The 13,880-nt window shown below is 69.7% G+C and carries 15 protein-coding genes; 8 read left to right on the top strand and 7 right to left on the bottom strand.

The window, feature by feature from the left end; translation table 11 throughout:
• Positions 1-61: 61 nt before the first annotated feature.
• The 5 genes from Q7A36_RS08035 to Q7A36_RS08015 are packed head-to-tail and all read right to left on the bottom strand — an operon-like array spanning position 62 to position 5,310.
• Positions 62-1,291 carry an aminotransferase class V-fold PLP-dependent enzyme gene (locus tag Q7A36_RS08035; protein WP_305103158.1) on the bottom strand — a complete coding sequence of 410 codons (1,230 nt, stop codon included), beginning with the start codon at positions 1,289-1,291 and terminating at the stop codon, positions 62-64.
• The gene (sufD, locus tag Q7A36_RS08030) at positions 1,288-2,586 is read right to left on the bottom strand and encodes a Fe-S cluster assembly protein SufD (protein WP_305103157.1); all 1,299 of its coding nucleotides are present in this window, start codon (positions 2,584-2,586) and stop codon (positions 1,288-1,290) included. The genes Q7A36_RS08035 and sufD overlap by 4 nt, the downstream gene beginning before the upstream one ends.
• Positions 2,583-3,329, bottom strand: a complete 747-nt coding sequence (gene sufC, locus Q7A36_RS08025) for a Fe-S cluster assembly ATPase SufC (protein WP_305103156.1) — start codon at positions 3,327-3,329, stop codon at positions 2,583-2,585. The genes sufD and sufC overlap by 4 nt, the downstream gene beginning before the upstream one ends.
• 1 nt (position 3,330) lies before the next feature.
• A complete protein-coding gene (gene sufB / locus Q7A36_RS08020; RefSeq protein WP_305103155.1) occupies positions 3,331-4,830 on the bottom strand; it encodes a Fe-S cluster assembly protein SufB in 1,500 nt (499 codons plus the stop codon).
• Positions 4,831-4,839: 9 nt separating this feature from the next.
• Positions 4,840-5,310 carry an SUF system Fe-S cluster assembly regulator gene (locus tag Q7A36_RS08015; protein ID WP_305103154.1) on the bottom strand — a complete coding sequence of 157 codons (471 nt, stop codon included), beginning with the start codon at positions 5,308-5,310 and terminating at the stop codon, positions 4,840-4,842.
• Between the two features lie 153 nt (positions 5,311-5,463).
• Here Q7A36_RS08015 and Q7A36_RS08010 point away from each other — a divergent pair, with 153 nt between their 5' ends.
• The gene (locus Q7A36_RS08010) at positions 5,464-6,354 is read left to right on the top strand and encodes an alpha/beta fold hydrolase (RefSeq protein WP_305103153.1); all 891 of its coding nucleotides are present in this window, start codon (positions 5,464-5,466) and stop codon (positions 6,352-6,354) included.
• A gap of 24 nt (positions 6,355-6,378) precedes the next feature.
• Here the strand turns inward: Q7A36_RS08010 and Q7A36_RS08005 are convergent, their stop codons facing one another.
• Together Q7A36_RS08005 and Q7A36_RS08000 are read right to left on the bottom strand one after the other, a co-directional pair.
• Complete coding sequence (locus tag Q7A36_RS08005; RefSeq protein WP_305103152.1) at positions 6,379-7,410, bottom strand: L-idonate 5-dehydrogenase; 1,032 nt, start codon at positions 7,408-7,410, stop codon at positions 6,379-6,381.
• Positions 7,410-8,354, bottom strand: a complete 945-nt coding sequence (locus tag Q7A36_RS08000; protein WP_305103151.1) for a 2-hydroxyacid dehydrogenase — start codon at positions 8,352-8,354, stop codon at positions 7,410-7,412. Before Q7A36_RS08000 ends, Q7A36_RS08005 begins: the two co-directional genes overlap by 1 nt.
• 45 nt (positions 8,355-8,399) lie before the next feature.
• Here Q7A36_RS08000 and Q7A36_RS07995 point away from each other — a divergent pair, with 45 nt between their 5' ends.
• From Q7A36_RS07995 to Q7A36_RS07965, 7 genes are all read left to right on the top strand, one after another.
• Entirely contained in the window at positions 8,400-9,170 is a 771-nt protein-coding gene (locus tag Q7A36_RS07995) for an SDR family oxidoreductase (RefSeq protein WP_305103150.1), read from the top strand.
• A gap of 151 nt (positions 9,171-9,321) precedes the next feature.
• Positions 9,322-10,134 (top strand): transporter substrate-binding domain-containing protein, encoded by an 813-nt coding sequence (locus Q7A36_RS07990; protein ID WP_305103149.1) that lies wholly within the window; start codon positions 9,322-9,324, stop codon positions 10,132-10,134.
• 6 nt (positions 10,135-10,140) lie between these two features.
• The gene (locus tag Q7A36_RS07985) at positions 10,141-10,839 is read left to right on the top strand and encodes an amino acid ABC transporter permease (protein WP_305103148.1); all 699 of its coding nucleotides are present in this window, start codon (positions 10,141-10,143) and stop codon (positions 10,837-10,839) included.
• Positions 10,836-11,492 carry an amino acid ABC transporter permease gene (locus tag Q7A36_RS07980; RefSeq protein WP_305103147.1) on the top strand — a complete coding sequence of 219 codons (657 nt, stop codon included), beginning with the start codon at positions 10,836-10,838 and terminating at the stop codon, positions 11,490-11,492. Before Q7A36_RS07985 ends, Q7A36_RS07980 begins: the two co-directional genes overlap by 4 nt.
• Entirely contained in the window at positions 11,473-12,204 is a 732-nt protein-coding gene (locus tag Q7A36_RS07975; RefSeq protein WP_305103146.1) for an amino acid ABC transporter ATP-binding protein, read from the top strand. Before Q7A36_RS07980 ends, Q7A36_RS07975 begins: the two co-directional genes overlap by 20 nt.
• Before the next feature lie 87 nt (positions 12,205-12,291).
• Positions 12,292-13,464, top strand: a complete 1,173-nt coding sequence (locus tag Q7A36_RS07970) for a thiolase domain-containing protein (protein ID WP_305103145.1) — start codon at positions 12,292-12,294, stop codon at positions 13,462-13,464.
• 5 nt (positions 13,465-13,469) lie between these two features.
• The gene (locus Q7A36_RS07965; RefSeq protein ID WP_305103144.1) at positions 13,470-13,868 is read left to right on the top strand and encodes a Zn-ribbon domain-containing OB-fold protein; all 399 of its coding nucleotides are present in this window, start codon (positions 13,470-13,472) and stop codon (positions 13,866-13,868) included.
• Positions 13,869-13,880: the final 12 nt, after the last annotated feature.

Below are 13,880 nucleotides of genomic sequence, written 5' to 3'. Positions count from 1 at the left end.
CAGCAATCCTCCGACGGCCGATTCGCGGCGCCGGGCCACCCGGCCCTCCGCCGATCGGACGTCATGCAAAGAACTCCCGGGCCTTGGTCAGGGCCTCGGCGAGATAGTCGATCTCGCCCTCGGTCGTGTACAGGCCGAAGCTGGCGCGCACCGTCCCGCCCTCCACGCCGAAGCGCTGATGCAGCGGCTCCGCGCAGTGGCGGCCGGCGCGCACGGCGATCCCGGCGCGGTCCAGCAGCGTCGCCAGGTCGTGCGCATGCGCGTTGTCGAGCGAGAAGCTGAAGACGCCGCCGCGGTCCTGCGCCCGGCCGAGCAGGCCGAGCCCCTCGATATCCGAGAGGCGCCGCATGGCATGGTCCACCAGCGCCCGCTCATGCGCCTCGACCGCCGGCATGCCGATGGCGGAGACGTAGTCGATGGCGGCATGCAGCCCGATTGCTTCCACGATCGGCGGCGTGCCAGCCTCGAACTTGGCGGGCGGCGGGGCCCATTCAACCCGGTCCAGCGTGACCATGGAGATCATGTCGCCGCCGCCCATGAAGGGCGGCATGCGCTCCTGGTGCTCGAGCCGCGCCCAGAGCACGCCGATGCCCGTCGGACCATAGAGCTTGTGGCCGGTGAAGGCGTAGAAATCCGCGCCCAGGGCCTGCATGTCGACGCGCCGGTGCACCGCGGCCTGCGACCCGTCGAACAGGATCTTCGCGCCCGCGTCATGCGCCATGCGCACCAGCCGCTCGGCCGGCGTCACCGTGCCCAGCACGTTGGACATGTGGGTGATGGCGACCAGCCCGACCTTGCCGTCCGCCAGCTTGGTCGCGACGTCCTCGAGGTCCAGCTCGCCCGCATCGGTGACGCGGGCGATGCGCAGCTCGATGCCCCTGCCTTCATCCCGCAGCATCTGCCAGGGCACCATATTGGCATGGTGCTCCATCTCGCTGATCAGCACGGCCTGGCCGGGCCGCAGGACGCCACGGCCCCAGCTATGGGCGACCAGGTTGATCGCCGCGGTGCTGTTGCCGGTGAAGATCACCTCGCGCGGGTCGGCCGCATTGATGAAGCGCGCCACGGCGCCGCGCGCCGCCTCGTAGGCCTCGGTCGCCGCCTCGCTCAGGAAATAGGCGCCGCGATGGACATTGGCGTAGCGCTCCTCCATGCAGCGGACCATGGCATCGATCACCGCGCGGGGCTTCTGCGCGGAGGCGCCGCTGTCGAGGAAGACCAGCGGCTTGCCGCGGATCTTCTGCGAGAGGATCGGGAAGTCCTGGCGGACCCGTTCGACGTTGAAGCTCACGCGGCCGCCTCCTGCTCGCGGTCCCACCAGCCGGTCACGGCGGCGTCCAGCGCCGCGCGGGCGGCCTCGTCCTGCACGCCCTCGATCGCCTCGCGCAGGAAGGCCTCGACCAGCATGGCGCGGGCGCGTGCCTCCGGGATGCCGCGGGCGCGGAGGTAGAAGAGCTGGTCCGCATCGATCTCGCCGACCGTCGCGCCGTGGCTGCACTTCACGTCGTCGGCATAGATCTCGAGCTGCGGCTTGCTGTCGATCTCCGCCTCCGGGCTGAGCAGCAGCGCCTGGTTCATCTGGTAGCCATCGGTCCGCTGCGCGACCTGGTGGACATGGATCTTGCCCTGGAAGACACCGCGCGACCTGCCCATCAGCACGGTCTTGTAGGTCTGCCGGCTGGCGCAATCGGGCGCCGCATGGTCCAGCACCGTCGTGGTGTCGGCATGCTGGCCGTCGCGCAGAAGCTGCGCGCCGTTCATGTGGCAGGCGGCCTTGGGCCCGGCGAGGACGGCGTGGATCTCGTTGCGGACAAGCTTCCCCCCGGCATTTAGGGTGAAGTTGTCATAGGTGCCGCCCTCGGCGACGCGGGCATAGACGGTCGAGAGCTGGAAGGCCCTGGTGCCCTCCTGCTGCAGCCGCGCATGCGTCAGGGTCGCGCCCGCCCCGACCTCGATCTCGTAGACCGGGTTGTGCAGGTAGCGCGCGCCCTCGGGGCCGGTCGCGGTCTCGATGATGGTCAGGCTCGCGCCCGCCTCCAGCCGGATCAGGTGGCGCGGGTGGAAGGCTTCCGGCCGCTCCGACGCGGTGCCGACGGAGACCAGGTCCAGCACGCCGGCGGCGATACCAGCGGGCACGGTCACCACCAGCCCGTCTTCGAAGAGCATCGTGTTCAGCGCCGCCATGGGCTGCGCCTCGACCCGCGCGAGCGTCCCGATCCGCCCGTCGAGGCCGGGCAGCGCCGCCGCCAGGCTCTCGACCGAATAGCCGATGCCATCCAGCACCGAGAGGTCCGGCCGCACCCGGCCATCGACGAAGACCACGCGCGCAGCGCCATGTGCCGGCGGCAGGTCCGGCGCGCTGTCCACCGCGGTCAGCGCCTCGTCGAAGCCGGCATCGGTGACGGGGCGGAGGTCGGTGTATTTCCAGGCCTCGACGCGGCGCGTCGGAAAGCCCTGGGCACGGAAGGCCTCGGCCGCCTGCTCGCGCAGGCGCTCAACGAAGGGGATGCGCACACCGGGCAGGCGCGCCCGCAGCCCTTCGAAGCGATGGAGGAAGCCGGCCGCGCCGGCGGGATGCGCCGTCATGCCGCCGCCTGCACCGAGGCGTAGCCCGATTCCTCGAGTTGCTTCGCCAGCTCCGGCCCGCCGGTCTGCACGATGCGGCCGTTCATCAGGACGTGGACCTTGTCCGGCACGATATAGTCCAGCAGGCGCTGGTAGTGGGTGATGACCAGCGCCGAGAAGCCCGGCGCCCGGAGGGCGTTCACCCCGTCCGAGACGATCTTCAGCGCATCGATGTCAAGGCCGCTGTCGGTCTCGTCCAGGATGGCGAGCTTCGGCTGCAGCAGCGCCATCTGCAGCACCTCGTTGCGCTTCTTCTCGCCGCCGGAGAAGCCGACATTGACGCCGCGCTTCAGCATGTCCTCGTTGATGTGCAGGGCCTTCAGCCGCTCCCGCGCCACCTTCAGGAACTGCATGGCGTCCAGCTCCGGCTCGCCGCGCGCCTTGCGCACGGCGTTGAGCGCGGTGCGCAGGAAGAGCGCATTGCCGACGCCGGGCAGTTCCACCGGGTACTGGAAGGCGAGGAAGAGGCCGGAGGCGGCGCGCTCCTCCGGTTCCATGGCCAGCAGGTCCACGCCGTTGAAGGTCACGGCGCCGCCGGTGATCTCGTAGCCCTCGCGGCCCGAGAGGACGTAGGAGAGCGTGCTCTTGCCCGAGCCGTTCGGGCCCATGATGGCATGCACCTCGCCGGCCGGCACCTCGAGGTCGATCCCCTTCAGGATCTGCTTGCCCTCGACCTCGGCGGTCAGTCCTTCGATACGCAGCATATCAACCAACGCTCCCTTCGAGCGAAATCTGCAGCAGCTTCTGCGCCTCGACCGCGAACTCCATCGGGAGCTCCTTCAGCACCTCGCGGCAGAAGCCGTTGACGATGAGGCCGACCGCGTCCTCCTCCGACAGGCCGCGCTGGCGGCAGTAGAAGAGCTGGTCCTCGGCGATGCGGCTGGTGGTCGCCTCGTGCTCGACCTTCGCCGTCATGCAGCGATTCTCGATATAGGGCACAGTATGCGCGCCGCACTGGTCGCCGATCAGCAGCGAGTCGCACTGCGTGAAGTTGCGCGCGCTGCTCGCGGTCGGCGCCACGCGGACCAGGCCGCGATAGGTGTTCTGGCCACGGCCGGCCGAGATGCCCTTGGAGACGATGGTCGAGGTCGTCCGCTTGCCGACATGGATCATCTTGGTGCCGGTATCGGCCTGCTGGCGGTTGTTGGTGATGGCGACCGAGTAGAACTCGCCCACCGAATCATCGCCGAGCAGCACGCAGGACGGGTACTTCCAGGTGATGGCGGACCCCGTCTCCACCTGCGTCCAGCTCACCTTGCTGCGCTTGCCGCGGCACTGGGCGCGCTTGGTGACGAAGTTGTAGATGCCGCCCCGGCCCTCGGCATCGCCGGGATACCAGTTCTGCACCGTGCTGTACTTGATGCTGGCATCGTCCAGCGCGACCAGTTCCACGACGGCAGCGTGAAGCTGGTTCTCGTCGCGCATCGGGGCGGTGCAGCCCTCGAGGTAGGAGACGGTACTGCCCTCATCGGCGATGATCAGCGTGCGCTCGAACTGGCCCGTGCTCTTGGCATTGATGCGGAAATAGGTGGAGAGCTCCATCGGGCAGCGCACCCCCTTCGGGATGTAGACGAAGCTGCCGTCGGTGAAGACCGCGCTGTTCAGCGCGGCGTAGAAATTGTCGCCCTGCGGCACGACGGTGCCGAGGTACTGCCGCACTAGGTCGGGATGGTTCTGCACCGCCTCGGAGATGGCGCAGAAGATGATCCCCTCCTTCTCCAGCCGCGCCTTGAAGGTGGTGGCGACGCTGACGCTGTCGAAGACCGCGTCGATGGCGATCGGCATGCGGCCGGCATCGGCCGGCGACTCGCCGGCGCCCTCGACGCCCGCCAGGATCGCCTGCTCCTTCAGCGGGATGCCCAGCTTTGCATAGGTCTTCAGCAGTTCCGGGTCGACCTCGTCCAAAGACTTCGCCTTCGCCGTCTGCTTGGGCGCGGCGTAGTAATAGGCATCCTGGTAGTCGATCGGCGGATAGGTCACCGCGGGCCAGCGCGGCTCCTCCATCTTCTGCCACATGGCAAAGGCCTTCAGCCGCCACTCCAGCAGCCACTCCGGCTCGTTCTTCTTCTTCGAGATGAAGCGGACGATGTCCTCGTTCAGCCCCTTCGGGGCGAATTCCATCTCGATCTCCGTCTCGAAGCCCCACTTGTAGGTGCCCTCGGTGACGGACTGGACGGTGTCGATCGTCTCGGTAACGGCGGGCATGCGGCGTCCCTATACGGCAGCGATGGAGGCGTAGGCGGCGGAGACCCGGGCAGCCGGGCAATGACAGGGGCCGGCCAGGTCGGCGACGGTGATCCCGTTGAGCGCGTTGCGGATGGCTTCGTTCACCGGGTCCCAGCGGCCGCGGACGGCGCAGACGCCCTCCGCCTCGCAGGTGCCCAGCGTGCCGTCCACGCAGGCGGTGAGGGCGATCGGGCCGTCCACGGCAGCGATGACCTCGGCCAGCGGCACCGCCGGCAGCGGTCGGGTCAGGCGGTAGCCGCCGCGGGCGCCGCGGACGCCCTCGACCAGGCCGGCCTGGCCGAGGATCTTCAGGACCTTGGCGACGGTCGGCTCGGCGATGCCGGTGGCAGTGGCGAGCCCCGGCGCGGTCTGCACCCGGCCATTCGGCCCCGCGCCATCCAGCGCGAGCCGGGCCAGGACGACCACGGCATAATCGGTCAGCTTCGACAGCCTCAGCACGGCATCCGTCCCTTTCGCTGCCGACAAATAGGACCGATTGGGTCCTCTTTGAAGGCATATCCTGTTCGCGAAGCCATGCAAATCGCTCGGGGCCGCCTTCCCGCCCCCGCGGCCCCCGCCTAGCCTGCGCCGGGACAGGCGGGAGAGCGGCCGATGCCGGTGGTCACGACGGATGACGGGGTGGACCTGCACTACGAGGAGGCGGGCAGCGGCACGCCCATCGTCTTCGTCCATGAATTCGCGGGCGATGCGCGGAGCTGGGAGCCGCAGCTCCGCTTCTTCGCCCGGCGCTACCGCTGCATCGCCTTCAATGCCCGGGGCTATCCGCCCTCCGCCGTGCCGCATGAGGCCGCGGCCTATTCGCAGGACCGGGCGACGGACGACATCGCGGCGGTCATCACCAAGCTCGGGTTGGGGCCGGCGCATGTGGTCGGCCTCTCCATGGGCGCCTTCGCCACGCTGCATCTCGGCCTCCGGCATCCGCAGCTCGCGCGCAGCCTGACCGCGGCCGGGGTCGGCTATGGCGCGGCGCCGGGCAAGCGCGACCAGTTCCGCGCCGAGGTGGATGCGACCGCCGACCGTATCGCCCAGGAGGGCATGTGGAAGATGGCGAAGACCTATGGCCGCGGCCCGACCCGCCTGGTCTTCGAGGAGAAGGATGCCCGGGGCTATGCCGAGTTCCTCTCCCAATTGTCGGAGCACGACACGGACGGCGCCGTGCTGACGATGCGGGGGGTGCAGCGCGAGCGGCCGAGCCTCTTCGAGCTCGAGGACCGCTTCCGCCAGCTCAAGCTGCCGACCTTCATCATCTGCGGCGACGAGGACGACCCGACCCTGGAGCTGGGCCTCTTCCTGAAGCGGACCATCTCCACCAGCGCGCTGCTGGTCATGCCGCGCTGCGGCCATGCCATGAACATCGAGGACCCGGACGCCTTCAACCGCGCCGTGCTCGACTTCCTCACCTGGGTCGATGCCGGCCGCTGGTGGGAGCGGAACCCGGAGACCCTGTCGGGCGGCATCATCGCCGGCAAGCCGAAGGGCTGAGCGGACCCGCGACCAGAGCCGGGCTCAGAAGGCGAGCTGTACCTTCATCGCCCGGCTGCGGTCGCCAGCCAGCTCGAAGGCGGCGACCGCCTCCTCCAGCGGCAGGCGCGCGGTCAGCAGCGGCATCGGGTCGATGGCGCCGCGCGCGAGGAGTTCCACCGCCAGCGGGAATTCCTCCTGGAAGCGGAAGGTGCCGCGCAGCGCGATCTCCTTCGCCACCAGCGCCGAGAGCGGCAGGGCGGCGTCGCCGCCGAGGCCGAGCTGGACGATGGTCGCGCCCGGCCGCGCCACCTCGATCGCCGTCCGGAGCGCGGCGGCGCTGCCGCTCGCCTCGAACACCACGTCGAAATGGCCCTTGTCCAGGGCATAGCCGCGCAGCGCGTCCGGATCCTCGGCGACCGCGACGGTGCGGTCGGCGCCCATGCGCCGGGCGGTCAGCAAGGGGGCGGAGAGCAGGTCGGTCACCACGATCTCCCGCGCCCCGGCATGCCGCGCGACGGCGACCGCCAGCGTGCCGATCGGCCCGGCGCCGGTGACCAGCACCCGCGCGCCCATCAGCGGCCCGGCCTGCTTCGCCGCATGCAGGCAGACCGAGAGCGGCTCGGCGAAGGCGGCGAGCGTGGTGTCCATGCCCTCCGGCAGCGGCACGGCGCGCGCCGCCTCGCAGACCAGGGTCTCGGAGAAGCCGCCCTGCACATGCGGCAGCCGCATGGCGCTGCCGTAGAAGCGCATGTCGAGGCAGTGGTTCGGCCGGCCGGCCAGGCAGTAGCGGCAGGCGCCGCAGGGCAGGCTGGGGTTCACCGCGACCGCGACGCCGGGGGCGAGGTCCGCGACGCCCTCGCCCAGCGCCTCCACCTCCCCCGCGACCTCATGGCCCAGCACCATGGGCTCGCGCAGCCGGACGGCGCCGAAGCCGCCATGCTGGTAGTAGTGCAGGTCGGAGCCGCAGATGCCGCCGGCGCGGATGCGGATGCGCACCTGGCCCGGCCCGGGCTCGGCCGGCGCGCGCGCCTCGACCCTGAGGTCCTTCGCGGCATGGATGACGACCGCGCGCATCACTTCACCTCCGTCGGCAGCGGGCGGCCGGCGAAGAAGGCATCCAGGTTGTCGCGCATCAGCCGGCCCATGGCCTGGCGCGTCTCCACCGTGCCGCTCGCGGCATGCGGCGCCAGCACGACATTGGGGAAGCCGGCGAATTCCGGCGCGATGGCCGGCTCGTTCCAGAAGACATCGAGGCCGGCCAGGGCGATGCGGCCGCTGCGGAGGGCCTCCAGCAGCGCCGCCTCGTCGCAGCAGGAACCGCGGGAGACGTTGACGAAGATCGCGCCGGGCCGCAGGGCCTCGAAGGCCGCGCGGTCGATCAGCCCCTGGGTGGTCGGGCCGCCCATGGCGCAGCAGACCAGGATGTCCACCTCCGGCGCCAGCGCGGCCGGGGTCGGGTAATGCGGATAAGGCAGATGCGGCTTCGGCGCGCGGCCGCTATAGGCGATGGACATCCCGAAGCCCTCCGCGCGCCGCGCCACCGCCTGGCCGATCCGGCCGAGGCCCACGATGCCCATGCGCTTGCCCCAGACCCGGGTGGTCAGCGGCATCGAGCCTTCCCGCGCCCAGGTGCCGTGGCGCACCCAGGCATCGGCGCGCGGGATCTCCCGCGCCGCGGCCAGGAGCAGGGCGAAGGCCATGTCGGCCACGTCCTCGGTCAGCACGTCCGGCGTATTGGTGACGGGGATGCCGTGGGCAGCGCACCAGCCCCTATCGATCGCATCGATCCCGACGCCGTAGCAGGCGACCAGGCCGAGCTTCGGCAGGCGTTCCATCAGCGCGGCGGAGGCGCCGATCTCGCCCTTGGTGACGATGGCCCGGATATCGGCGGCATGCGCGGCGAGGAAGGCCTCCGGGTCCGGCGCCTCGTAGAGCAGGCGCAGGGTGTAGCGCTCGGCCATCGGCGCCAGGTCCCAGTCCGGCAGGACACCCATCACCAGAAGCTCCGGCTTGTCCATGCCCGCATCCCCTGCTTGTCTCGGCGGCCTGTAGGGGATGGACGCATGTCGCTCAAGCTCTTCGACCTCTCCGGCCGCCGCGCCCTGGTCACCGGCTCCAGCCAGGGGATCGGCCTGGCGCTCGCCCGTGGCGTCGGGCTGGCGGGCGCCAGCGTGGTCCTGAACGGCCGCGACCTGGCGAAGCTGGAGAAGGCCGCCGCAGGCCTGCGGGCCGACGGCGTCGTGCAGGTGGACATCGCCGGTTTCGACGTCACCGACAGCGCGGCGGTCGAGGCCGGGGTGGCGCGGATCGAATCCGGGCTCGGCCCGGTCGACATCCTCTTCAACAATGCCGGGGTGAACCTGCGCGGCGCGCTGGACGCCATGCCGGACGAGACCTGGCACGCGGTGATCGCCACCAACCTGCACAGCGCCTTCTACTGCGCCCGCGCCGTGGCGAAGGGGATGATCGCGCGCGGCCGCGGCAAGATCATCAATACCTGCAGCGTGATGAGCATGCTCGGCCGCCCGACGACCGGGCCCTATACCGCGTCGAAGGGCGCGATCGGCATGCTGACCAAGGCCATGTGCGCCGACTGGGCGAAGCACGGCATCCAGTGCAACGGCATCGCGCCGGGCTATTTCAGCACGGAGCTGACGGCGCCGCTGCGGGCGAATGCCGAGTTCAACGACTGGCTCTGCAAGCGCACGCCGGCGGGCCGCTGGGGCGAGCTGCCGGAGCTGGTGGGGGCCGCGGTGTTCCTGGCCTCGGATGCGTCCAGCTATGTCAACGGCCACCTCCTCTATGTGGATGGCGGGCTGACCAGCGTGGTCTGACCGGCCCCGAAGGCCACGGCAGGGCCCGCCTGCCCCCGATTGTTGGCCACCTCGCCCCCTCGCCGGGACCCGCGGCGTGCCCGGCCGCACCATGTTGACGTTCCCGGAGCCGCATGGTCAGAGGCACCGGAAGACCTCCGGGAGGAAACCGATGATCTCGCGCAAGCACCTGTTCCGCGGCGCCGCGCTGCTGCCCGGCCTCGCCTTCCTGGCGACGGAGGCCAAGGCGCAGCAGGCCGGCCCGATCACCACCGCCGACATCGTCAAGCGCGGCAAGGTCCGCATCGGCGTCGTGACCGGAGCGCCGCCCTTCGGCATGGTGGATGCACAGGGCAATGCCGTGGGCTACGACCTCGACGTCGCCGCCCGCCTGGCCTTCTACCTCGGCGTCCCGGCGGAGGTCTCCCCCCTCACCCCGCCCTCGCGCATCCCGGCGCTCGAGGCCGGGCGGGTGGACTTTCTCTGCGCGACGCTCGGCGCGACGCCGGAGCGGGCGCGGACGGTGATGTTCACCATGCCCTACAGCGCCTTCCGCATGATGATCATGTCGAAGAAGGACAGCCCGATCGCGAAGATCGAGGACCTCGCTGGGAAGCGCGTCGGCGTCCCCCGCGGCACGCCGCAGGAGCAGGCGCTGGTCCGCAAGGCGCCGAAATCGACGCAGGTCGTCCGCTTCGAGGATGACGCGACCTCCGCCCAGGCGCTGATCGTCGGGCAGGTGGACGCGGTCGGCATCCCCGACACCATCGGCGCCGACATCGCCAAGACCCGGCCGGAAGCCGGCCTCGAGAACAAGTTCCTGCTGTTCAACCAGCCGAACTGCATGACCGTCCGCAAGGACCAGTTCGAGCTGAAGCAGTGGCTGCAGAACACCATCTACTACATGAAGACCAATGGCGAGCTGGACGACATCGCCACCAAATGGACCGGCAGCCCGCTGCCCGCCGACCTGCCGGTGTTCTGAGGGAGCATGGGCTTCCAGTTCCAGTTCCAGCCCGTCCTGGCGCGCATGGACGCGCTGCTGGACGGGCTGTGGCTGACCCTGCAGCTCGCCGGGACGGGCATCCTGCTCGGCGCGCTGCTCGGCATCCTGCTCGCCATGCTGCGGGGCCTGTCGCCGCGGCCGGTGCGCCTGCTGGTCGACAGCTATGTCGAGCTGGTGCGCAACACGCCCTTCCTGGTGCAGCTCCTCATCGTCTTCTTCGGCGTCCCCTCCCTCGGCCTGCGGCTCTCGGCCGAGCAGGCGGCGCTGGCCGCCATCATCCTCAACCTCGGCGCCTATGCGACGGAGATCGTGCGCGCGGGCATCGAGAGCGTGCACAAGAGCCAGATCGAGGCGGGCCTCTCGCTCGCCATGACCCGCTGGCAGGTCTTCCGCCACGTGGTCCTCGCCCCGGCGCTCGCGCGGGTCTGGCCGGCGCTGTCCAGCCAGTTCGTGCTGATGATGCTCTCGACCTCGGTCTGCTCCTTCATCTCGGTGCAGGAGCTCTCGGCCCAGGCGGCCAATGTCGAGTCCGAGACTTTTCGCAGCTTCGAGGTCTATATCCTCGTCACGGCGATCTATCTTGGCCTCGCCCTGGTGTTGCGGGGGGTGCTGGCCGGGCTCGGCCTCATTCTCTTCCCGCCGGGCTCGGGCCTCGGGCGGCTGCGGGGGCAGGCCGGCCGATGATCCGGACCTTCACCCAGTCCGAGTTCCTCTTCATCCTGGCCTCGGTGCGCTGGACGCTGCTGCTGACGCTCATGGCCATGCTGCTGGGCGGGCTGCTCGGCTTCCTCGTCGCCATTGCCCGCACCTCGCAATTCGCACCGCTCAGGACGCTCGCCGCCGGCTGGATCGGGGTGATCCAGGGCGTGCCGGTGCTGATGCTGCTCTTCCTCTCCTATTACGGACTCTCGCTGGCCGGCTTCGACCTGCCGCCGCTGATCGCGGCGACGGTCTCGATGGCGCTTTATGCCAGCGGCTTCCTCGGCGAGATCTGGCGCGGCTGCATCCAGGCGGTGCCCTGGCAGCAATGGGAGGCCTCGGCCGCCCTCGCCTTCTCCCGGGCGCAGCAATACCGCTACATCATCCTGCCGCAGGCCATGCGGATCGCCATCCCGCCGACCGTCGGCTTCCTGGTGCAGCTGGTGAAGAACACCTCCATCGTCTCGATCATCGGGGTGGTGGAACTCGCCCGTGCCGGCAACCTCGTCAACAACGCCACCTTCTCCCCCTTCAAGGTCTTCGGGACGGTGGCGGCCATTTACTTCATCATCTGCTGGCCGATTTCGCTGCTGGCACGGCGTCTGGAAGGGAAGCTGCATGCCCGTCGTGCAGGTTGAGGGCGTCCACAAGCGCTTCGACGCGGTGGAGGTGCTGAAGGGCATCGACCTCAAGGTCGAGCGCGGCGAGGTCTTCGCCGTCATCGGCCGCAGCGGCTCCGGCAAGTCCACGCTGCTCCGCTGCATCAACGGGCTCGAGCCGATCCAGGCCGGGCGGATCGAGGTCTCGGGGCATGTCCTCGACGCCTCGGGCAAGGGCTTGCGCGACCTGCGCAAGGATGTCGGGATCGTCTTCCAGAGCTACAACCTCTTCCCCCACCTCCGCGTCGGCGAGAACATCATGCTCGCGCCGCGCGTCGTCCTCGGCGTCTCGAAGGCCGAGGCGCAGTCGCGGGCGCAGGAGACGCTGGCGGAGGTCGGCCTGGCCGAGCGCTTCGAGGCCTGGCCGGACAACCTCTCGGGCGGGCAGCAGCAGCGCGTGGCGATCGCCCGGTCGCTGGCCATGCGGCCGAAGGTCATGCTGTTCGACGAGGTGACCAGCGCCCTCGACCCCGAACTGACCGGCGAGGTGCTGGCGACCATGGAGCGGCTGGCCGAGCACGGCATGACCATGCTGCTGGTCACGCATGAGATGGCCTTTGCCCGGCGCGTGGCGACGACCACGGTCTTCATGCACCAGGGCAAGGTATGGGAGATGGGGCCTTCGGAGCGGATCTTCGGCGACCCGCAGACGCCGGAGCTCCGGCAATTCCTCGGCAGCGGGCTGAAATAGCCCGCCCCCGCTTGACGCCGAGGCGGGCCGGGGGAAACCTTGCCCGCGTATAGATAGCCTGCGAACCAAGGGAGGGCCGCGACGCCCATGAGCATCAACGGCAAGGCCTATATCGCCGGGGTCTATGAGCACCCGACGCGGAAGGCCGACGACAAGTCTGTGGCGCAACTGCATGCGGAGGTCGCCTATGGCGCCCTGCAGGATGCCGGCCTGACCAAGGACGACATCGACGGGTATTTCTGCACCGGCGCCGCGCCCGGCCTCGGCCCGCTGAACATGGCGGACTATCTCGGCCTGACGAAGCTGCGGCACCTCGACAGCACGGATGTCGGCGGCTCCTCCTACGTGCTGCATGTGGGGCATGCGGCGGAGGCGATCGCGCTCGGCCTCTGCAACGTCGCGCTGGTCACGCTGGCCGGGCGGCCGCGGGCGGAGGCGATGGCGACCGGCACGGCGCCGCGGTCCTGGGGCGTGAACGTCCCGGACGACCCCTTCGAGATCCCCTATGGCCGCACCGTCGCCAATGCCTATGCGATGTGCGCCATGCGCCACATGTACGAGTTCGGCACGACCTCCGAGCAGCTCGCCTGGATCAAGGTCGCGGCCAGCCACCATGCGCAGTGGAACGAGCATGCGATGCTGCGCAAGGTCGTGACCGTGGAGGAGGTGGTGAACTCCCCCATGATCTCCGACCCACTCCACCGGCTGGACTGCTGCGTCATCTCGGATGGCGGCGGCGCGCTGATCATCACCCGGCCGGAGATCGCCAAGTCGCTGAAGCGTCCGCTGGTCAAGGTGAAGGGCCATGGCGAGGCGACCAAGAACCAGAATGCCGGCTATACCGACCTGACCTATTCGGGTGCGCGCTTCTCCGGCCCCCGCGCCTTCGAGGAAGCGGGCGTGACCCCGAAGGACATCCAGTATGCCTCGATCTACGACAGCTTCACCATCACGGTGCTGATGCAGCTCGAGGATCTCGGCTTCTGCGAGAAGGGCCAGGGCGGCAAGTTCGTCGCCGACGGCAACCTGATCTCGGGCGTCGGCAAGCTGCCCTTCAACACGGATGGCGGCGGGCTCTGCAACAACCACCCGGCCAATCGCGGCGGCATGACCAAGGTGATCGAGGCGGTGCGGCAGCTCCGCGGCGAGGCGCATCCGAAGGTCCAGGTGCCGGGCTGCACCCTGGCGCTGGCGCATGGCACCGGCGGCCTGCTCGGCACGCGGCATGGCAGTGCGACCGTGATCCTGGAGAGGGAGTGATCACCATGGCGACCCCGGCATCCAACCGCCAGCTTCCCGCCATCCAGGTGGACCCGACCAACAAGCCCTATTTCGACGCGGCGCGCGAGGGGCGGCTGCTGATCGGCCTCTGCAAGGACACCGGCAAGCATTTCTGGTACCCGCGCGGCTGCTCGCCCTTCACCCTGTCCAACAATGTGGAGCTGGTGGAGGCGAAGGGGACCGGCAGCATCTACACCTATACGGTGATGCGGACGAAGGAGCCCTACTGCGTCGCCTATGTCGAGCTGGACGAGGGCGTGCGCATCTTCACCAACATCGTCGATTGCGACCTGGACAGCCTGAAGATCGGGCAGAAGGTCAAGGTCGTCTTCAAGCCGACCCAGGGCGATGCGCCGCCGGCGACGATGTTCACGCCGGCCTAAGCCCGAGGCTAT

Source organism: Paracraurococcus lichenis, assembly GCF_030657435.1.
Lineage (GTDB): Bacteria > Pseudomonadota > Alphaproteobacteria > Acetobacterales > Acetobacteraceae > Paracraurococcus > Paracraurococcus lichenis.
This window is presented reverse-complemented; position numbering and strand designations above follow the sequence as displayed.